Origin of the sequence: Bradyrhizobium sp. AZCC 2289, from assembly GCF_036924615.1 — a bacterium.
Classification (GTDB): domain Bacteria; phylum Pseudomonadota; class Alphaproteobacteria; order Rhizobiales; family Xanthobacteraceae; genus Bradyrhizobium.
On the sequence record NZ_JAZHRY010000001.1, the window covers coordinates 1,522,442 to 1,543,267 of the forward strand.

Consider the following 20,826-nt stretch of genomic DNA (forward strand, 5'->3'; position numbering starts at 1 on the left):
TCAATGCGGGATCATGCTGTCGCGCCAATTGAGCGCGGTCTCGATGATGAAATCGATCTGGGAGTGGCGCGGTCTCCAACCAAGCTCCAGCTCGGCTTTGGCGAAAGAGGCAACGAGTACGGGCGGATCTCCTTGACGGCGCAGGCCATGGCAGACGACCGGGTCGTTCTTGGCCACCCTCTTCACGGCTTCGATCAACTCAAGGACACTGGTGCCGATACCGGTCCCGAGATTGAAAACATGCGTGCCACCTCTCGCAACCAGCATTTCTCCCGCGAGCAGATGGGCCTGTGCCAGATCGTTGACGTGGACATAATCCCTGATTGCACTGCCATCCGGCGTGGGAAAATCCGTTCCAAAAATCGTAAACGGCCGGTCGGCGCGGCGGGCGGATTCTATCAGGAGCGGGATCGCATGCGTCTCCGGCTCGTGGCGTTCGCCGATTTCGCCCTCCGGATCGCAGCCTGCGGCATTGAAGTAACGCAGTGAGGCGGAAGCCAGTCCATATGCGCGGCCATAATCTTCCAGGATGCGCTCGATGATCATCTTGGACCAGCCATAAGGATTTATCGGCGTTTGCGGATGCGCTTCGTCTATCGGCAGGCGAAGTGGTATTCCATAGCTTGAGCAGGTGCTGGAAAACAGCAGACGATGGCAGCCCACCGTCCGCATCGAGTCGAGAAGCGCAAGCGTGCCCGCCGTATTGTTGCCGTAGTAAGCCGCGGGGTCGGCGACGGACTCGCCGACATAGGCAAATGCCGCAAAGTGCACGACAAGCTCCGGCCCGTATTTCTCCAGGGCGGCGCAAACCTCGGCTGAATTGCGAATGTCACACTCTATCAAGGGCCCCCATCGTACGGCGTCGCGGTTGCCCCGGGAGAGATTGTCGAGAGTCACAACGTTCCAGCCGGCCCTCGCAAACGCCTTACCACAGTGAGATCCGACATAACCGGCACCGCCAGTAATAAGGACCGTTTTCGTCATGCCGCCGCACCTGCGCGGTCGGCGGCGATTATGAAGTTCTCAAAATACGCGATCGTCTCCACTAGGCCGTCCCGCAACGGCACCGATGGGCCCCATCCCAACCTATCCCGGGCCAGCTTGATGTTAGGTTGGCGTTGTCTGGGATCATCAAGTGGAAGGGGCTTGAATTCGATAGCAGATCTGGACCCGGTGAGTTCGATCACCAGTTCGGCCAGTCCCATCATTGTAACCTCTGAAGGATTTCCGAGATTGACCGGTCCGACGACCTCGTCGTTCGTATCCATCAGCTTCACAAGGCCATCAATCACATCGTCGACATAGCAGAATGAGCGGGTCTGCTGCCCGTCACCATAGATTGTGATCGGCTGATTGGTCAGCGCCTGCACGATGAAATTTGAAACGACGCGTCCATCATCAGGACGCAATCGCGGGCCGTAGGTGTTAAAAATGCGAGCGACTTTGATAGAAAGATTGTGCTGCCGTCGATAGTCGAAAAACAATGTTTCGGCGCAACGCTTTCCTTCGTCGTAACAGGACCGCGGCCCGATTGGATTGACCCTGCCCCAATATGTTTCATCCTGCGGGTGAATCTCGGCATCTCCGTAAACTTCGGAGGTGGACGCTTGCAGAATCTTTGCGCGTAATCTCTTGGCCAATCCAAGCATGTTGATGGAGCCATGCACACTCGTCTTGGTCGTCTGAACGGGGTCGTACTGGTAGTGAATAGGACTGGCGGGGCACGCCAGGTTAAATATCTCGTCGACTTCCAAATAGAGAGGGAAGGTGATGTCGTGTCGGATGATTTCGAACCGGGGCGAACCCAACAATCCCGCCAGGTTTTCCTTGTCGCCCGTGTAGAAGTTGTCGACGCACAGGACCTCATGTCCTCCGTCAACCAGTTTTTCGCACAGGTGCGAACCCAAAAAACCGGCACCACCCGTTACCAGAATTCGCTTCTTTCGGGCCAACAATGACTTAACTCCCTGTCTCCAGCATTCAGCCTGCAGCTACTCTTGACGAAAACCAAGGCATGAACCGAGACGCCGTGACATGCAGTCATCGTCGTTGATGATGGCCTCCTCGGATCAAACGGAAATATCATCCCCATTCTTAGTCATGGTATCTGCGCAATGGCGGGGACCACGTCTTCAATTACGTAACGCGTCTTGAATCGTCCCGCGTAACCACGTCAACGGAACCTTAACCTATGCTACGGTGGCTTTTTCTTGGCGGACGCTCGCAAGTTAGCGCACGCCCGCAAGCACATTCTCGCCAGATTTCCAATGTCGGTCACGCCGAAGGCGCACATCCCGCTCTATCTGCGTGCGGATTTGTCATGCAAGGCAGCGAAGAAATCGCGGCGCTCCCGGAAACGTCCCGGCGCTGTATCAATAGTTGATGACTAGATTTCAGGCACATTTCGTGGCGTCCGCGGTTCCAACGGAACTGGCTCAAGCGATTACGATATCAACCAGCGCAAGCCTGCCCACAGAGCTAAGGCAAGCATGCAAAGCCAAGCAATCATTGCGAAAGATACCGTCGAGCCAAATCCGATAGCGACTGCGAGGTCCACCAGTCCAGACTGGCTGTTACTTTCGCCGGCGCTGATCACGGAAGGTGCGAGCTGATCATGTGATGGTGAGAGCGACATGGCTGCACTCCGCAAGACAGAAACGAAGTTCCAGATGCACGAAGGATAGGCAGCCAATACGACGTTTTGTCGTTGATCGTTTTGTCGTTGATCATTGTGCCCGGGCTCACAATCACGCGGTCAAGATGCATCGTTGGCCGCAACTTACCCCGATCGCGATCGACGAGGTAACTAAACGTGGGCTCGAACGGACCGGTGACGCCGGGATGCTATGTGAACGTTGGCAAGCACATAGCAACGACCGAGGGGCCGAACCGGCGCGACCGCAGCCTCCCGCATTTCAGGCGCTCGGGCACGCAACAAAATCGCTCGTGGGGCATTGCTGGTCGAGCAGGTTCGGTTATGGCTTTTCCGGCGCAAGGTCATCGGTGGGATAGAAGCGAGCTTGATGCGCCTCAGAGAGAATTTCTCCCGTCGCTGATTTCACAAGTGCGGTCCACGTATATACGCCAGGGTTGCACGGACCAAACGTTCGAATTGTTCCAAACGGCAAGACGCCATCCTCCGGGATCGGCAGTTCCTGCCCTCCCATCTCGCGAAGACCTTGCATCAGCGTAAGTGACAGGAATTTGCCTTCGCGAGGAATGTTACGAAGGCGAATCTCGGGATTTGGAAAGAGAGTGACGCAGCCCTTGGATCCACGCCAGGAAAACTCCAGCGTCATCGGGTCGGCGAAAGCGGAATAGCCTGTCGTCAGTAGTGCAGCTAGCGCAACCACAATAGCTTTAAATGACATATCGTCCCCATTTCGAACTCTATCTTCCCGCGGCAGCTTACGCCGCGCCGTCAATACCAGAAACTCTCATCCTCTTTAAAATGAGCATCAATAGCTATTGGTAAGTCCGGTGACGGATCAACGCTCAACCGGCCGCCATGAACCTGACACTTTTTTGCTGGAAGTGGCGCCGCCGGCGACCGCCGAGCCAGCTGCAGATTCCTGCCTTCGAAACCTCATATGGTAATGGTTCATTGTCCTGTCCATGCTCTGCCGTCATTTGGCGCCAGCACAATCGGCAGCGCAAGCGAGCGACATGCGCGGACCTCTGCATACGTTCGCCAATCCTATGGCCGCTTTGAGGCAAATCGCCGGCACCATTTTGCGATGATCTTTGTTCCAACGCGGGAGTGCTCTGAGCGAAAGGCGATTGGCATCGAATTTGAATTCACATGGACACAAGAAATTCTTACTCGTTGAATAGAAGGGACCAACATCAGTGAACATTCGCTGATGTCTAACATTCGAGCAGAATGCCTCCTAAACGTACTAATCCGCAGATTTCAAATCGATGCGGTTCGATGCAAAGTCTACAGTGAACGATGATGCCGACCGAAGATAAACAAATCCCATTCGCCGATACATGTCCTACAACTTCTTGTTGCAGGCATTTTCATAACGGCGATCTGCTCGTTGCAAGGATCGGGGCGCTTTGAAGATCTTCGTACACGATTATGCGGGACACCCTTTCCAGGTCGATCTCAGCCGTGAGCTTGCCCAGAGGGGACATGGCGTCAGCCACGCCTATTTCCACGGTGACCTCGGGCCAAAGGGCAAGCTCGAGAGAGGCTCTTCGGACCCCCGCGGCCTCTCCTTTACCGGTGTCAAGCTGTCGCGTCCTTATGACAAGGCGTCGTTCGTGCGTCGTCGATTCGATGACGTGTCCTACGGAAAGATCGTCGCGCAATTGCTGCATTCGGAGAGGCCGGACATCGTCATCTCCGGAAATACGCCGACAGAGGCGCAGTCGGCCATCGTCGAGGCGTGCCGCAAGATTGGATCGACGTTCGTGTTCTGGGTGCAGGACTTTTACAGCATCGCCGTGTCGCAATTGTTGCGCAAAAAACTGGGGCCGCCCGGCGCCGTGGTCGGTGCCTATTACCGGTTCCTGGAACGGCGGCAGTTCCAGAATTCCGACGCCGTGGTGGTGATCACAGATTCATTCTCGCCGCTCGCAAGGCAATGGACCGGTTCGGAAGATAACGTTTTTGTCATCGAGAATTGGGGCGCGCTCAACGACATCGAGCCCCGTCCGAAAGACAATGACTGGGCCCGCCGTCATGGGCTGCATAACTCGTTCAACTTTCTCTATTCAGGCACGCTTGGCCTGAAGCACAATCCTGAACTGCTGGTCCGGCTTGCCAAGGCGGTGAAGGGACGCGCCAATGTCGTGACCGTCAGCCAGGGAGTTGGCGTTTCACACCTCGAGCAGGCCAGGGCCGAACAGGGGCTCGACAATCTCATCCTGCTGCCGCTGCAGCCCTTTGCCGACCTTGCCATGGTGCTCGCCACCTCCGATGTCGCCGTTGCAACGATCGAACCCGAAGCGGGCATGTTTTCCGTTCCGTCCAAGGTTCAGTCCTATTTTTGCGCGGGACGTCCGGTGCTGCTCGCAGCCCCCAAGGAAAACCTCGCCTCCGCGCTTGTTCGCAGCAACGGAGCAGGACTGGTCGTCGATCCCGTCGATCAGGCGGGCTTCCTCGAAGCCGCGTTGCGGCTTCTCGGCGATGACGCCTTGCGCGCGGATGCCGCCGCGAAAGCACGGTCGTTTGCGCTGAACAACTACGATATCAAAAAGGTAACGGACCGATTCGAGAGAGTATTCGACTACGCTATCGGTGCAAAAACTGTGGAAAGGAAAATCTGATGGTGACGAAAAGTGCGCTGGTCTGCGGCGCGGGTGGTTTCATTGGCAGTCACTTGGTCAAGCGTCTCAAGCGGGAAGGCTTCTGGGTACGCGGCGTCGACTTGAAATTCCCGCCTTTCGCCGATACCGAGGCCGATGATTTTGCCGTCGGCGATCTTCGTGACCAGGAATTCTGCCGTCAGATCGCCGACCGGCGATTCGACGAGGTTTACCAGTTGGCCGCGGACATGGGCGGTGCCGGCTACATCTTTACCGGCGAACACGATGCCGACGTCATGCACAACTCGGCGACGATCAACCTCAACATTCTCGACGTCTGCCAGAAGCGCAACATGCGCGGACTGTTCTATTCGTCGTCGGCCTGCATGTATCCGGAACATAATCAGAAAGATCCCGACAATCCGAATTGCGCGGAGGACTCGGCATATCCGGCGGCGCCCGATAGCGAGTATGGCTGGGAGAAGCTGTTCTCGGAGAGGCTATATCTCGCCTACAATCGCAACTACGGAATGCGGAATCGCGTTGCGCGCTATCACAATATCTTTGGTCCCGAAGGGACCTGGGAGGGCGGCAAAGAAAAGGCCCCTGCCGCGGTGTGCCGCAAGGTGGCGCAGGCGTCCAACAATGGCCAGGTCGAGATTTGGGGCGACGGTACCCAAACGCGCTCGTTCCTCTATATCGACGAATGCCTTGAGGGAACGATCCGTCTGACGCGGTCGGACTTCGAAGGTCCGGTCAATGTTGGATCGGAGGAGATGGTGACCATCAACCAGCTCGTCGATCTGGTTTCCGACATCGCCGGCAAGAGGGTGATCAAGAAACACATTCCCGGACCGCTCGGCGTGCGCGGCAGAAATTCAGACAACCGGCTGATCGGACAGAAGCTCGGATGGAAGCCGTCAGCAACGCTGCGCTCCGGTCTCGAGAAGACTTATGAATGGATCGAACGACAGGTTCACCGGAACAGGTTAGCCGCCTAGGAGGCGATCTGGTGAAGAGCGCACACTGCTCTCAGACGGCTGGCGTCGTGCCTGGTCTGTTTGGTTCGCCATCTGCCGTACGCGTACGGTCCTGGTGTCGTCGCCTTGTCGCTACGTAACTGTTCGCTACTCATTTCATTGCCGGAGCCGCGGACTGATCGTCGGCCCGACAGACAAGCCAATTTCGATGCCGCACTCACGGCACGGCGAAACCGGCTTGGAGACATGCGCGGATATTGATGTGGATACTGACTCGACCAGGGAAGTCGAAGTATCGATCGTGATCTGCACGCGCAATCGTGCGAGCCGATTGCCGAGAACGCTGGGTGCGCTGAGAGCCTTGCGCTCTCAGCATGCCTACGAGGTCATCTGGGTGGACAACGCCTCGAACGACAACACCGCAGCCGTCTTAAAGAGCGAATTGGCCGATGATTCCATGGCGAGGTACATCTTTGGCGAGAGAATAGGATTAGGAGCCGCCCGAAACACCGGCTGGAAGGCCTCACGCGGCAAGATCGTCGCCTTTACCGACGATGACTGCTATCCGTCCCCAGACTATGTCGACGCCCTGATTGCCGCGTTCTCCGACTATCCGGATGTCGGCGTGATCGGGGGGCGCATTCTGCTCTACAACCCGCAGCATGCCAGGATTACCATCGAAGAAGGTCAATCCCCTCACCTGTTTCCAAGGCGCTCCTTCCTGCACGCCGGCTTGCTGCAGGGTGCAAATATCGCGTTTCGGCGCGCTGCGCTCGAAGCCATCGACGGAATCGATCCGGAACTGGGCGCTGGAACCCTCTTCCCCTGCGAAGACATAGATGCGGTGACGGCCGCACTGTGGGCCGGCTTTGACGCCCGTTTTGATCCGCGGCCTGTCGTGCAGCATGACCATGGTCGCGTGGAGGCGGATGTGCCTTCGCTGCTTCGATTTTACGATCGCGGACGCGGCAGCTTTTTCGCCAAGTACATTCTCCGCTCTGATACGCGCGCGGTTTATGTCGTTCGCTGGTTGAGATCGGCCTGGCTGCGGCGGGATTGGCCCGGCATTCGGGCCCTGCGCACCGAGATGGCAACGGCCGCGCAATATGCGCTTTCGAAGAAGTGCTACGGGGCGCTTGTTGTTGCGTTCCCGATCGGCGTTGCAGTCCTTGGCTTTCAAACCATGCTCACATGTTTGTTCGAATTTCGGCAGTGGCTTCATCGGCTTCATACATCCCTTGAGGCCGACACACGCAAACCATAGTCACAGGTGCAATGGCGTTTTCGACAAGAAGACAATTCCTCGGTCGCGCTGCGACAGCCGCGCTGGCGGTGGCCTCCCCTGCCCTGCTGCGCGCTCAGGCGCAGGGGCAAACGGCCGTGCCGCGCCGCGAGCTCCCGGAACTTCCGGCCGGCGGCTCAATCGTCTTTTCGGATGATCTCCTTGCCCCGGACTTCGCGTGCGACAGCGGGTTTCGTCCGAACGGAAGCCCCTGCTGGCAAAGCCGGCTTGCAAAGACGCGGCAGCAGGTCGGCAACCGGGAATTGGGCTACTATGCCGATCCCGCTCTCAATCCGGAAGCCAAAGTGTGGGGCATCGACCCATCGACTGGACGCCGGTTCATTCAGGCCGAATACATACCGGAGGGGCTTTCGGACGGCCGCGGCGGCAAAATCACACTCGGTTGGCAGAAAGAGGTGCCCGTCACCTACACCGCGGCGATCGTCACGTCACGAACGCTCTTCAACCGGATCACAACCGGATGTTATGTCGAGTTTGAGGTTAGGCTCTCGAAGATGGCTGGAAGCTGGCCCGCGCTGTGGCTCCTGCGCGCCGGCGACATGTGGCCGCCGGAGATCGACGTCATCGAAGCCTTCATTTCCTCGCCCACTCATCCGCAGGATCGCGTGACGACCAATCTTCACTGGGTTAGCGACAAGGGGCAAGAATCCTCGAGCGCACCGGTCGAGTTGACCGACTTCGAGCCAGGCGCTGATATCTTTGCGCGCTTCAATCGTTTCGGCTGCTATCTTGGGGAAACTGAGATCGTCTGGTACTTCAACGACAGGCCTTACCGCGGGATGACGAATTTGGTCGGTCCAGGTCCGTGGTATATGCTGATGGATGTAGCCGTAGGCGGCTTGGTTGCCGCACCGAGCGATCCGTCAATCTTTCCCGCACCGATGTACATTCGCGGCGTGAAGGTCGTACAGTATGGGTAGGCAACAGACCAACAACAAGTTCTGATCTTTTCAATCCTCGTCCGGGCCACCCGCTGCGTATTTCCTTGCCGCTCCGATAGCGACTGCCGACTACGCGATATCTGTTCCGCAGAAAGCGCGACCAAAAAGCCATAATTCAAGTCCAGTATTTCTTTGAAACCTCCGGTCTCAGATTAGGGTCTTTCATGCTGAGTCAGATCAAGAAGACCGTCCGGACCGCTACGAAGTTAGTTGGTTTTGACCTGCATCCTTATTCCGAGACAGATTGGAAATGGGGCTACGGCGTTGATGAATACTATCCTGTCGACCCGAAGCCACGGTGGGGTTTCGGAAATCCCCCTCACGCCAAACTTGCAGAAGTCCTTGAACGTGGTCGAGCCGATTATTTCCACCTAATTCAAACATTCTCAGGCTGCGAGGACATTTATTCTAAGATACCGCTCACTAGCGACGAGCTATCCACGACGCCCGGCTGGCAGAACGTTTGGTTTAGAGACCTCGACGCGGTGGCCCTGATCGGAATTTTGGTCTCCCGAAAGCCGAGGCGCTACTTCGAGATTGGCTCCGGCAATTCGACGAAGTTTGCGCGCTTTGCCATTAATCATGGGAAGCTTAAAACCACGATCACTTCTTTGGACCCGAACCCCAGAAGTTCAGTTGACAGCCTGTGCGACAACGTAATTCGCCAACCTGTCGAAGATTGCGACCTTTCTCTATTTGATCAATTGCAAGCGGGCGACGTCCTGTTTTTCGATGGTTCGCACCGGACGTTTACAAATTCGGATGTAACGGTGTTCTTTCTTGAACTGTTGCCGCGCCTTGAGCCGGGCATCATTGTTCAAATCCATGATATCTTCCTTCCTTGGGATTATCCTCCACGCTGGAACAGACGACTTTATTCCGAGCAATACATTTTGGCTGCAATGATGTTGTGCTCCCAACAACCGTTCAAAATACTCTTGCCGAATTGGTTTGCAGGACAGGACGAACGCCTTCGCGCTCAAATAGAAACAATCACCAAACCATTGGGTTGCAAGCCCGAGGGGTTTTCCTTCTGGATAGAAACACTTTGAGCGCTGATGGACGTCGCGGCAGGCAGCCCTGTGGGCACGTCCAGCGATCTAAAAGCTCAATATTCGCGCCGAAGGTCGGTTTTCATAAAAGGCCATGAAAAATCCGGCACGCCCATCAAGCTCGGCGAGATCGAACCGAACGCCGACATCTTCGCGCGCTTCAATCGTTTCGGCTGTTATCTCGGAGCGACGCAGATCGTCTGCTATTTTAACGGCAGACCCTACCACGCGATGCCGAATTTGGTCGGCCCAGGCCCATGGTATATGCTGATGGACGTAGCTGTTGGCGGCCTGGTCGGTCCGCCAGTCGATCCGAAGGACTTTCCTGCGCGAATGGATATCGCGGGTGTGAAGGTCGTTCAGTTTTCATGACGTTGGCAACACTGGCGAGTGGTCGGCTGATGAAGAGACGCGCGTACTGCCGTCAATCCGGTTGTTGAGGCATTGCAGTCGTGGCCATTAATAGAAAGACCGTCTTGGTGTACCGGAACGAGCTTCTGCCCGTCTCCGAAACCTTCATCAAGGAGCAGATCCTCGCCCTCGAGGATTGGCGAGCCGTGCTCGTCGGGCGCAAGCGGCTGAATGAGCTGCCGTTGGACGATCTGAATGTTCGGATCGTCGGAGCCGCGAGTCCTGCTTTCTCGAGCAGAGTGTCGTGGAAAGCACACCGGCTGCTTCGCAGCATTCCGTCGCACATCAAGCGCAGCCTGGAAGCCGAGGCCCCTTGCCTTGTTCACGCCCATTTTGGACCCGATGCGCTCGACGCTTGGCCGCTCGCCCGGGCGCTGAATTTGCCGATGCTCGTAACCCTGCACGGCTATGACATCAACACTTACCGCGATTGGTGGGAGGCCGGAAAAGGCGGCCCCACCATGCGAACCTATCCCAGGCGGCTGCTGAAGTTGGTGGAGCAACCACGCGTCGGCTTCATTGCCGTTTCCCAGGCAATTCGTCAGCGCGCGATCGAGTTCGGCATTCCTGGGGAGAAAATTACCGTCAACTACATCGGCATCGATACCAGCAAGTTCGCGCCGGGCAGCATTCCTATCGCACAACGTCCGGCACACGTTTTGTTCGTGGGCCGGCTTGTCGAAAAAAAGGGCTGCCGGTATCTGATCGAGGCAATGTCCGCGGTACAAAAGGACGTTCCGGACGCTCGCCTCATTGTCGTGGGCGACGGGCCGCTGCGCCACAGCCTTGAACAGCTTGCACAAAGAAGCGGCGTTAATGTGGACTTCCGCGGAGCCCAATCAAGTGCTTACGTAAAGCGGGAACTCAACGCTGCGCGCGTCTTCTGTCTCCCCAGCGTTACGGCGGAAAGCGGAGATGCCGAGGGATTCGGGCTCGTCTTGCTGGAAGCCCAGGCCAGTGGAGTACCCGTCGTAACGTCAGCTCGAGGTGGAGCGGCGGAGGGCATTCGCGAAGGTGTAACCGGATACAGGTTCGCGGAGGGTGATATTGAAATATTGGCGACAAAGTTGATCAGCCTCCTCAAGGAGAACAAAATCTTGCGACAAATGTCCGAACAGGGTTCCCGATACGTTGCGCAGGAATTTGATCTCACTCACCGCGCGAGGCAGCTCGAAATCCTGTACGATGCCGCTGTCTTGCCGCGCTGACCTCAAAGGACACATACGTGACAGAAGATCTTCGACAGACCGTCGGCCAACTACCGGTCATAGGACCGATCGCGAAGTCCATCTACCGGGCCATCGTACCGGGGACAGAGAAACTGCAGTTTTCTTCCTCTTCTGCACAATATTGGGAAGATCGTTATTCACTCGGAGGCAATTCCGGAGCCGGCTCGTACGGCCACCTTGCGGAATTCAAAGCCCGGATCCTCAACAAATTTGTCGAAGACCGCGGACTGCAAAGTGTCATCGAATTTGGCTCCGGCGACGGCGCGCAGCTCGAACTGGCGCGCTATCCTGCCTACACGGGCGTCGACGTTTCGGCTCGCGCGGTCGAGCTTTGCCGCAGCAGGTTCAAGGCCGATCCGTCCAAGCGATTCATTCTGGCATCAAGCCCAGAAGCGAGCTCCGCCCGCGCCGAATTGGCGATGTCACTCGACGTGATTTATCACCTCGTTGAGGACTCCGTTTATGATGAGTATATGACGCGCCTCGTTTCCGCTGCCGAAAAATTCATCTGCATCTATAGCAGCAATGCCGCCAGAGAGTCGCCGGACAAGCACGTCCGCCACAGGGTTTTCACCGACTGGATGGCGAACAATGCTCCGACCTGGAAGCTTCTGTCAAAGATCGACAATCCGTTTCCGGAAGATCCGGCGAGACCCAGTCACACGTCGTGGGCCGATTTCTATTTCTTCCATAAGGACTAGGCGTTCCTGCAAGACTAGCGGCGCCAGGAACCCCTCTGCTATATCTTTTCGGGCTCTGAATGGAGCTTCCGGGATGGCTTCGTGTCATTGGCTTTCCTAACCACAACAAAGATCCAGCTTCTGACATCGCTTCTACTATACGCACCATGTTTGAGGCTTTCAACTGGAGTGCCGTTGCAGGGCAGCGGCTGCGGCGCTCACGAAACTGGAATGGCTCGATAGGTGGAAAATAACAGCAAATCTCGGGCGGCCAAAAATATTGTCGTTACTGGCATTGCCCAGGTATGGCGTCTCATCACCGGCTTTGCCCTAACAATCATCAGCACGCGGCTTTTGACACCAGCCGATTTTGGCATTCTCGCGATGGCTGCAACCGCCACCGCGTTGGTAGCGCTCGTGAAAGACCTGGGGATCGGTCAGGCCATCATACAGCGCGAGAGGATTACCCAGGGCCAAATCAATTCTCTGTTCTGGGTATCTGTCGTCGCCTCAGTAATCTTCGCTGTCTTGCTTGGAGCCAGCGCCCCTCTGCTAGCGATCTTCTATGCCGAGCCCAGGGTAGAGCTTCTGACAATTGCGTTTTCAGTTCTTGTTCTAATCGGCGGACCTCAGGCCGTTCCCGCAGCAATTCTGAACAGGGACTCGCACTTTAACAAGCTCGCTATTATTGACATCGTAAGCGCTACGATTGCCCTCGCCGTCGGCGTCGCTGGCGCCCTGATTTGGCGAAGTTATTGGGCTCTGTTCGTTTCTGCCGCTACCGCGACTATCATCACAGGAGTTGGCATTTGGCTAGCGACAAAATACAGGCCTGGTGCACCGCATTTTGACAAAGATTCCGCACAGATGCTCCGCTTTGGTTCGCATCTTTCCGGATTCAACTTGGTGAATTATTTTTCGCGGAATTTCGATAACATCTTGATTGGGCGCTTCCTCGGCAGCGATCAGCTCGGGTTGTACGATCGGGCCTATCGGTTGCTACTCTTTCCGATCTCTCAGCTGCATGGGCCCATCGGACAGGTACTCGTGCCCTTCTTATCGCGCATCCAAGGTGACGCACGCAGTTATCGCAGCACCTACACAGAGGCGGTATCGTTGATCATGATTGCCGCCCAACCGGGAATCTTATTCGCGATCATATGCGCTCCTCAGTTCTTCGAACTGTTGCTAGGCGATAAATGGATTCCAGCCGCTCCAATTTTTCAGTGGCTGGGGGTGGCCGGCCTCCATCAGGTAATGTCGTCTACCACAGGCTGGCTCTTTCTAAGCCAAGGCCGTGGTAGTGAATTCTTCAAATTGGGTACTTATTCAGCGGTGCTTACTGTCACATCATTTATAATCGGGCTCCCGTGGGGCGCCGTCGGCGTTGCCGCGTCATATACAATTATGAATTATATCGCTCTTGTCCCGCTAATATGGATCGCGAGCGGACGCAGTGGGCCAGTTAGCTCTCGTGATCTGGTCAAGCTCGCAATTCCTCACGCGATAGCCACGCTCGCCAGCGCTCTCATTCTAAAGATCGCCGAATACAACCTGCATTCCGTAGGTCTTGCTCAGATGGCAGCACTCGTGACACTTTCTTATCTTGTATATCTCGGCGTCATCCTGGCCTTCGGTGCAAAGCGCGAACTTCTCTGGCGCAGTAGGCGCCTCATATTGAAGTAGCCAAAGCGGATCTTCTTGGATCCTTTTGCTCGCGCGCTCGCTTTTCCCTTTGCCAATGGGGCCGCTTGCAGGATGCACCTGCGGTTGATGCTTGCTCCCCATCGAAGCCTTGATGCGCTTTTGGCGCGCTCCCTCGCGCCAACTCTCCAAGAGCATGGCAGCTTACCATGCACGCACCTACGTGATAATAAAGCCTCTAAACAGGGCCGCCTCACAGCACAAACAATCGTCAGCTCCGGAGTGGTGAAGATCTTGACTATTTCCGTCTACATCCCGACGCACAATCGAGTCGATCTACTGGCGGCCGCCGTGAGATCGGTCCTCGCTCAACGATACACCGATCTTGAACTGATCGTGGTCGACGACGCTTCCACTGACGGGACGGCGTTGTTCCTGGAGTCTATCGTCCGCGAAGACAAGAGAGTTCGCGCGCTGCGCAACGAAAGCCCCCGCGGGGCTCCGGCCTCGCGGAACAAGGCCATAACCCAGGCGACCGGTAACTTCATAACGGGGCTGGACGATGACGATACGTTCGAGCCGCAACGGCTGAGCGCGCTGCACGATTGCTGGGCATCGTACGCGCGGCACGACATTGCCGTTTCATGCATCTACACGCAGGACGTTTTCCTGAGCGGCGGAAAGGAGCTCTTTGTCACCAAGAAGAGAGGAACGGTAGAGTTCGCCGATCTGGCGGAAGCCAATCATATCGGCAATCAGGTATTTGCCCCAACCTCAACATTCAGAGAAGCGGGCTTGTTCGACGAGAAACTGCCGGCCTGGCAGGATTTCGAGTTCTTCATAAGGATCGTCAAGCGATTTGGACCGGCTCGGCTACTGGACATGCCACTCTATCGCTTCGACGTAACGCCAAGCCGCGATCGCATTTCATCGAAACAGGACCGCGTGAGAGCCGCATACGAGCTGGTCTCGAATTTGCATTTCCCGGAAGATTCCAGGGCCCGGCAGAAACTGATGTTGCAGGTGTTCTCCACCTTTTACGGAATCAAACCGACGCCAAAGGACCTTGCCCGGTTTACCGCGCTCGGTTTCTGGCCGCGCGGCTGGGTGACGCTATCGAAGAAAATGCTCTGGCGGCTTTGAACCGCTTCCTTCAGACGCAATCGCGCTCCAGACCCATGGAGAGAACTTTGTCGACCAAAGCAAATGCCCTGAATACCTTGTCGTCGCTGCAAATGCTGCGCGGGCTCGCCGCTTCCCTCGTTGTTTTTCATCATGCCGCAAGAGCTTTCACGGCCAACTGGCCGGTGGATGCCGCCCTTCCAGGCTTTCGGATCTTCAGCTCCGAACGAATTGTTGGAGCCGGCGCGATTGGGGTCGATATCTTCTTTTTGATTAGCGGATTCATCATGGTTTTCGTCTCGCCCCCGTACGTCAACCGCGAGAAGCCGGCGCGGGACTTCATTATCAGACGGACAATTCGAGTTTATCCGATGTATGCGATAGCTGCATCGCTGATCGTCGCAATTGCCTTTCTCCACTTCTATCGTCACTCTTCGATCGACGCCTTGCCGCCGATTTCCCTGAGCCGAATCGTCGCAGCGTTTACATTTGTTCCGACGTTTGACGAAAACGGCAACGTGCAGCCGATCCTCGGTGTCGGCTGGACACTGTTTTACGAGATGTTTTTCTATGTCTGTTTCGCCGCCGTCGTAGCGATCTTTCGACGACGCATCATCGGCGCGCTAGCCGTCATATTTTGTGCGGCGAACGCCACCGCCTGGATATTCGGTGGACACGATGCAATATCCAAGTTCTTCGCCAATACCATTGTCTTCGAATTTTTGTTCGGATGCGCGATCGGCAGCTTGTTTCAGCGACGAGCAATCACAGCCGCCTACGCATGGCCCCTTCTATTCATCGGCCTGGGGCTGATGATTGCTGGCTCGGCGTTTGCATTCCCGGAAAGCGCAAGGTTCATATTTTGGGGAATTCCGTCGATGATCGTGCTTCTATCGTGCCTGAAGCTCGAACTCGCACACATCAAGTGTCCCCAGGTTCTTCTGTTGCTTGGGGACGCATCCTACTCCATATATCTGTTTCATGTTATCGTGATCTACGAGAGCCGGGACATTGCACGAAAGCTGATCGACCTTTTACGGTTTCCTGGCGATCTGGTCGTTCTGGTCTTCGCGATTCTGGCCATCATTTCCGGCACGATTGTCTACCGACTGGTGGAAGCCCCGCTAAATTCGTTCTTGTTAAGGCTCTACAGAGGTCAACAACGCTTGACAGAAGCTCATTCTGTTCCCGCGACTGAAACTGAGCAAGCTGTTCCCGCCCCCCTGCCCGACTGAATTCGCCGGCTTCATTTCCTGGCCGAGCCGAACACTCGCTCGCGACGCGTCGCGCTTCGCTCCGCAATTATCGCCGCCAGCCGGTCCGAAATGGTTGCATCCATGACCTTGCGGCAAAACAGATATTCGCCGGAGCCGTAAGGGCCGTCTGCCTTCAGAACGGGATTGGCCCCAAACAACGCGAGATGACGCTCGCCGATTGGCGACGGACTTGCTGCTCTATCGCTCCAATCGGCATAGGTGAGATTGCGGCGCATTCTCGAACGAAATGGCGAATTCGCCAGGATGGTTTGAAAGACCATCTCATCCGGCGAAGAGGTGTTCTCAAAGAATTTCATGAATCGTGGGTTCCCGATGGCAAAGCTCTGAATGTACTCACATGCGTCGCGCGTAAGAGCCCACCAGGTGCTGCCTGCATAGGGTGCGGTTTCGCCCAAATAGGCCTTGCAGTCGCGCGCGCTCGGCATGAAGTGGAGTTTGATCAGCAGCCGACGGGCTTTGCTCAGAAGCCGGCCGGGCAATCCGGGCCGGCCATGATAGTCCGTTAGCCGCGACAACGGCTTTGACGCGGCGGCGGAAGGCATGGCAACCCAATTGATGAATTCAGAACCTTTGTTCTGCGCGAAGAAATCCTCGATCTCCGCGGCCGAACGCAGCGGATAATCAACTCCACTGAGAAGAACCAGGTAATCGTACTTGCGAGGCGCCGCCAAGGCAGCTTCGATCAGCAGCAGCACCGCGCGGATCTGCGAATAGTCAGCCCAATAAACCGGAATTCGTGTCGACGTGAAATGAACATCCGGGCCGACCGCTCGCAAGAACGGCTCAATCGGCACCTTGGCGTCGACATGGACAAATATATCGGCAGCAGGGGATCGCAGCTGTTCGACCAGCCGGGAAAGCTGCTCGGAATGCTGATGCGCAAGGACAAGGTAGGCAATATCCAATGTGTTTTGGGGGGACATGAGCACGCAACCACACTGATGTCGCAAAGGACTCTACTTAAGCGGACGCCGTCTCCTCGAATCTTGCTCCGCGTACAGCGAACCCTGGTTCTGTTAAATCGGACGCCTGGCTGGCGCCGCTGGCGTTACGATGGAACCGGTCCCTACGGCAGTTCCTAACCTCCTTTGTTGTTCCTAATTGGACGAAAACGTGACGCGCTCGGCATTCTCCGCTCAACGGAGATCTTCGTTCTCCGCTCGAGACACGGCAGGCAATCTGCCAAATCGTGAGGATCGCGACGTGCGAACGGGGCGACCGGCTGATTATCTCTCCTTCCACACGGAAGCGGCGACACCATGTAGGCGTTATTGCCAGGGTCGGCTCAGTGCACCTGCAGCGACAACAGCCGGCAGGATCGTGCCTTGTTAGGCTGGACCACCGCCGTGTTGCACGTCACAGGGCTCGGCAGCACCTGTCTGGCGCCATTGTCGCTCGTTGTCTCGGATGTCAGCTTGGCGTCCAACACATAGCTGCCGGGGCGTTGGATGGCGGGCAGCGAAAACTCAACTAGGCCCGCACCGTCGGCTCGCTTCTTTACGAGGCTGTCCTGCAACTTGCGATCCGCGGTTGCAACGACCGATCGCGTCGCCGGGTCGTAGACCGAAACCTGGAGCAACCGGTTCGAAGGATAGTTCTCGGGCAGGCTGATCGGAATGGCGACATTGAGCGGGCTTCCACTGTTCAATGACAAGACGCCCGCGTTGGGCTGCTTGTCCCCCGCTTTGTCGACCGCCAGAAAAGCAGGCTTCGGCATATCGTTGAGAGCAGCCGAATATCCGAACTCCTTCGGATCAGGCGTCACTTCGCTCGGGCCACACTGACGCGTTCCTTTATCAGAATTCGTGAACTGGCAGACCCGGACAGAGTCGACCTTGAAGGCTTGCGGGAATGCCGCCTCGTCGATTCCGTGCCGACCGGCCCAAGCGCCTCCGACGGCGAAATTAAGATCGACGTGGGCGGGAGGTCCAAGCTGGCCGTCCTTGCGGAGCCACTGATACATTCGCGTGTAGATGAGACGGCCGTCCCAGAACATTGAAATCCGATCCGGCGCCCAAACAAAGCCCGCCGTGTGCCAACCTTGATTGAGATCTTCGCTGGCGTACATGTTCTGAAACTTCAGCATGAAATTCTTGTCGACATAGGTGTAGGACTTCTCACTCCAGGGCCCCACGGTGTTTGAATGCAGCGAGTTGGCCTTGTCTTCGACGCCATTGATAACATACTCGAAAATGTCGATCTCGGGCGGATGCCAGGTCTTGCCGTCAGCATCATAATCGGCTTCCAGCCAGAACGCCGGCCACACGCCTTTCGCGTTGGGCAGAAACACACGCGCTTCATAGTAGCCGTAGTAGAATGTCCGATGACTTCTGATCATCGCGGATTCGAAGAGATCTGATCCTTCGACCTTTTTTGCCATCAGACTGAGCGCACCACCGGACACAACGTGATTATCGCGATAGCGCTCCTTCTCGTCGTTGAAGTGGTCCATCGTTTCGTTTTGATAGATGTATCGCGTCGCCCATTTGTTGCGGTCCAGCTTGTCGCCATTGAACTCGTCGGAGAAAACCAACTCCCAGCCTGCTGAATGGGCGGGTGCTGCCGAAACGTTGACCGATAACATCATCGTCAGTCCCAGGAACAATTTACCGATGGCGTGATACCTCATGCAGAATCCTTCAATTTTGTCTTTGCGATCAACGCGTTATCGTGCCGCCAGCCGTCTCCGGTGTGCTTCCGGCAAGCCGGCCGAGTTCAGCGACGAGCGCGGGCTGTGTGGCTAAAAGTTGACGCGGTTGGAAAAAACAAATGCGACGCGCAAAAGCCGGATTCTGGACATACCGCTCCCCGAGAAGAGATCGGTATTGCAATGGAATTCGAACTTAGTCTTGTCGTCATCAGCTTTCCCGATTCAGTTCGTCGTGAACGCTTACGTGCAAATTTGGAGCCGCTTTCAATCCCGTGGAGGTTTTTTGACGCGCTTCGCGAACCCCGCGACGATCAGCCCCGCTACAACAACACTGAATCTGTTCGATTTTGGGGTAGAGGCTTGTCAAAATCGGAAATTGGTTGCGCCGCCAGTCATCTCAGCATTCTGACGGAACTGGCCAAATCAAGGCAGGAAAACTGGCTGCTGGTCATCGAAGACGACGTCTTCCTTGACCCGAGTTTCGACTACGGAACTCTTGTACGCCTCTGCAAGACCAGTCGCATTGGTTATCTTCGGCTGTATGCACGTCACGCGGCGAGATCACGACACATCGTCTGGCTAGGACAACGCGAGCTAATCAGATTCAAGAAAGCGCCGATGGGCACACAGGCTTACTTGATATCAAGTCAAAAGGCGCGTTCCTTTCTGGAAACGGTCCGCACCATCAGCCGGCCGATCGATTGGGAAATGGACCGGTTTTGGGCAAATGGTCTCTACAATTACGCGCTGTTTCCGTTCCCCTGTCTTGAGCTGGGGTCTAGCTCCTCGGTCAACAAGCAATCGGAGTTTGATAAGCGGCCATCGGTATATGACAGGGTGGTTTGGTTCTTCTGGAAATCCAAGGAAGCTCTGCGACGCCTCCTGACGAACATATATCTGCTCCGCCAGGACGCGGTGGTGCGGAAGACGTCCAAACAAGGAAAGTTCGAATTTTGATTTCGGGCGCCTTACGGCTGACGATGTTGCATTTTGGTCTCTGTTCGCGCCCGGTCGAAATTCCGCTTCCGGCGCCTGCGTCAAAAAGATGCGAGCCAGGAAAATAGCGTGTTGGAGCAAAATGAAGAAGGTACTTTGGATTTCAGGCCGCCTCCCAACGCCGCTGTTCAGTGGTGACGCCCTCTATTCTGCCGGTCTGTTGAAGGCCCTTTCGATGACGAATGAGGTCGCTCTCAGCGTGGTTGGAACGCGGAGAAGTCACCAACCGATTACCGATCACGGCCTTGGTTTGCCTAACACCATTTGCATCGATGCACCGCCGTTCCGCACCTCTGGCCTGCTCAGCCTGTTGTCGCCCTTGCCGCGCGACGCTTACAACCTCGGCACACCCGAAGTCGAACAGGCGCTCGAGCGATTGTTGAAAGAGCCGTGGGATTGGATCGTCATCGATCACGCTTATTCCTCCGGACTACTGTCGCTCATTCTGAGAGGCCGCCGAAATGCATCCATCTGCTATGTCGCCCACAACGCGGAAGGAAAAATCCGGCCTCAGATCGCAAGCAATTTCGACAACTCCCTGCGCAAGGTCGTCATGCGGTTGGACGCCGAAAAATATCGACGACTGGAAAATCGGATTCTGAGGGCTGCGGATGCGATTATATGCATCACCGATACCGATGCATCCTACTTTCGTTCCCTCGCCGCCCACGTGCATGTCGTGCCGCCCATCTATCTCGGACAGACCAGCGCCCCCCGCATCATCGACGCAAATTGCCCTCGATCGCTGCTTTTACTCGGATCATTTGACTGGATCGCCAAGCAGAAAAACCTCGAGTTGATTGTCGATGCGCTCCTGCCGGTGTTGAAACTGCATTGGATCACTCTCAACGTCGTGGGTACTGTCCCGCAGACAATCGTGGATCAGTATGTCCACCACAGACCAAACCTGATCTTCCACGGCCGCGTCGCGGATATCTCCACTTATCTGCTCTCCTCGCGCGGGGGGATGGTTCCCGACCTGTTGGGTGGAGGATTTAAACTCAAGGTGATGGACTATGCGTTTGAGAGATTGCCCATATTCGGGCTAAAGGAAGCACTGGCTGGTACCACGCCCGAGGAGCAGTCGGCTATGTTCCTTGCGGATAATCTCGACGATCTCGCCACAACTATCGTTCGCAACATCGACAATCTGGATGCTCTCAATCGAAATCAGGAAACTCTTTTCAAATTGTTTTCGGACCGCTTCGGGCTTGCCGCCGGCGTCCAACGCCTGCGAGAGGTTTTCCTGCAGCCGGCCGACACCGCACTCGATGCACGACAGTGA

Annotated in this window: 18 protein-coding genes; 13 read left to right on the top strand and 5 right to left on the bottom strand. The window is 56.2% G+C overall.

The features are described 5' to 3' along the window. The 3 genes from galE to V1289_RS07550 form a co-directional block, all read right to left on the bottom strand. The gene (gene galE, locus V1289_RS07540; protein ID WP_334396341.1) at positions 1–984 is read right to left on the bottom strand and encodes a UDP-glucose 4-epimerase GalE; all 984 of its coding nucleotides are present in this window, start codon (positions 982–984) and stop codon (positions 1–3) included. Continuing rightward, entirely contained in the window at positions 981–1,952 is a 972-nt protein-coding gene (locus tag V1289_RS07545) for a UDP-glucuronic acid decarboxylase family protein (RefSeq protein WP_334396342.1), read from the bottom strand. The genes galE and V1289_RS07545 overlap by 4 nt, the downstream gene beginning before the upstream one ends. Positions 1,953–2,975: 1,023 nt before the next feature. Next, the gene (locus V1289_RS07550; protein WP_334396344.1) at positions 2,976–3,371 is read right to left on the bottom strand and encodes a hypothetical protein; all 396 of its coding nucleotides are present in this window, start codon (positions 3,369–3,371) and stop codon (positions 2,976–2,978) included. Between the two features lie 691 nt (positions 3,372–4,062). Here V1289_RS07550 and V1289_RS07555 point away from each other — a divergent pair. The 11 genes from V1289_RS07555 to V1289_RS07605 all read left to right on the top strand — a co-directional run bounded on the left by V1289_RS07555 (position 4,063) and on the right by V1289_RS07605 (position 15,853). Then, positions 4,063–5,277: a glycosyltransferase family 4 protein gene (locus V1289_RS07555; protein WP_334396345.1), complete on the top strand. Its 1,215-nt coding sequence runs from the start codon at positions 4,063–4,065 to the stop codon at positions 5,275–5,277. Beyond that, positions 5,277–6,257, top strand: a complete 981-nt coding sequence (locus tag V1289_RS07560) for an NAD-dependent epimerase/dehydratase family protein (protein WP_334396346.1) — start codon at positions 5,277–5,279, stop codon at positions 6,255–6,257. Before V1289_RS07555 ends, V1289_RS07560 begins: the two co-directional genes overlap by 1 nt. 187 nt (positions 6,258–6,444) lie before the next feature. Next, positions 6,445–7,500 (top strand): glycosyltransferase family 2 protein, encoded by a 1,056-nt coding sequence (locus tag V1289_RS07565; RefSeq protein WP_334407333.1) that lies wholly within the window; start codon positions 6,445–6,447, stop codon positions 7,498–7,500. A gap of 323 nt (positions 7,501–7,823) precedes the next feature. Beyond that, a complete protein-coding gene (locus V1289_RS07570) occupies positions 7,824–8,459 on the top strand; it encodes a glycoside hydrolase family 16 protein (protein ID WP_334396347.1) in 636 nt (211 codons plus the stop codon). Positions 8,460–8,644: 185 nt separating this feature from the next. Beyond that, on the top strand, positions 8,645–9,532 hold the full coding sequence (locus V1289_RS07575) for a class I SAM-dependent methyltransferase (RefSeq protein ID WP_334396348.1): 888 nt from the start codon (positions 8,645–8,647) through the stop codon (positions 9,530–9,532). A 6-nt stretch (positions 9,533–9,538) separates the two neighbouring features. Next, entirely contained in the window at positions 9,539–9,904 is a 366-nt protein-coding gene (locus tag V1289_RS07580; protein WP_334396349.1) for a hypothetical protein, read from the top strand. Between the two features lie 107 nt (positions 9,905–10,011). Next, complete coding sequence (locus V1289_RS07585; RefSeq protein WP_334407335.1) at positions 10,012–11,151, top strand: glycosyltransferase; 1,140 nt, start codon at positions 10,012–10,014, stop codon at positions 11,149–11,151. Positions 11,152–11,168: 17 nt separating this feature from the next. Beyond that, positions 11,169–11,873: a class I SAM-dependent methyltransferase gene (locus tag V1289_RS07590; protein ID WP_334396350.1), complete on the top strand. Its 705-nt coding sequence runs from the start codon at positions 11,169–11,171 to the stop codon at positions 11,871–11,873. Between the two features lie 222 nt (positions 11,874–12,095). Then, positions 12,096–13,538 carry a lipopolysaccharide biosynthesis protein gene (locus V1289_RS07595; protein WP_334396351.1) on the top strand — a complete coding sequence of 481 codons (1,443 nt, stop codon included), beginning with the start codon at positions 12,096–12,098 and terminating at the stop codon, positions 13,536–13,538. Between the two features lie 15 nt (positions 13,539–13,553). After that, complete coding sequence (locus tag V1289_RS07600; protein WP_334396352.1) at positions 13,554–14,639, top strand: glycosyltransferase family 2 protein; 1,086 nt, start codon at positions 13,554–13,556, stop codon at positions 14,637–14,639. A 47-nt stretch (positions 14,640–14,686) separates the two neighbouring features. Further along, entirely contained in the window at positions 14,687–15,853 is a 1,167-nt protein-coding gene (locus V1289_RS07605) for an acyltransferase family protein (protein ID WP_334396353.1), read from the top strand. Positions 15,854–15,864: 11 nt separating this feature from the next. Here V1289_RS07605 and V1289_RS07610 read toward each other — a convergent pair whose 3' ends face one another. Next, entirely contained in the window at positions 15,865–16,818 is a 954-nt protein-coding gene (locus V1289_RS07610) for a beta-1,6-N-acetylglucosaminyltransferase (protein WP_334396354.1), read from the bottom strand. 362 nt (positions 16,819–17,180) lie between these two features. Continuing rightward, positions 17,181–18,524, bottom strand: a complete 1,344-nt coding sequence (locus V1289_RS07615) for a glycoside hydrolase family 16 protein (protein WP_334396355.1) — start codon at positions 18,522–18,524, stop codon at positions 17,181–17,183. Between the two features lie 105 nt (positions 18,525–18,629). On the opposite strand from V1289_RS07615, the gene V1289_RS07620 reads away from it, so the two are divergent. Both V1289_RS07620 and V1289_RS07625 read left to right on the top strand, forming a co-directional pair. Then, entirely contained in the window at positions 18,630–19,502 is an 873-nt protein-coding gene (locus V1289_RS07620) for a glycosyltransferase family 25 protein (RefSeq protein ID WP_334396356.1), read from the top strand. A gap of 121 nt (positions 19,503–19,623) precedes the next feature. Further along, positions 19,624–20,826: a glycosyltransferase gene (locus tag V1289_RS07625; protein ID WP_334396357.1), complete on the top strand. Its 1,203-nt coding sequence runs from the start codon at positions 19,624–19,626 to the stop codon at positions 20,824–20,826.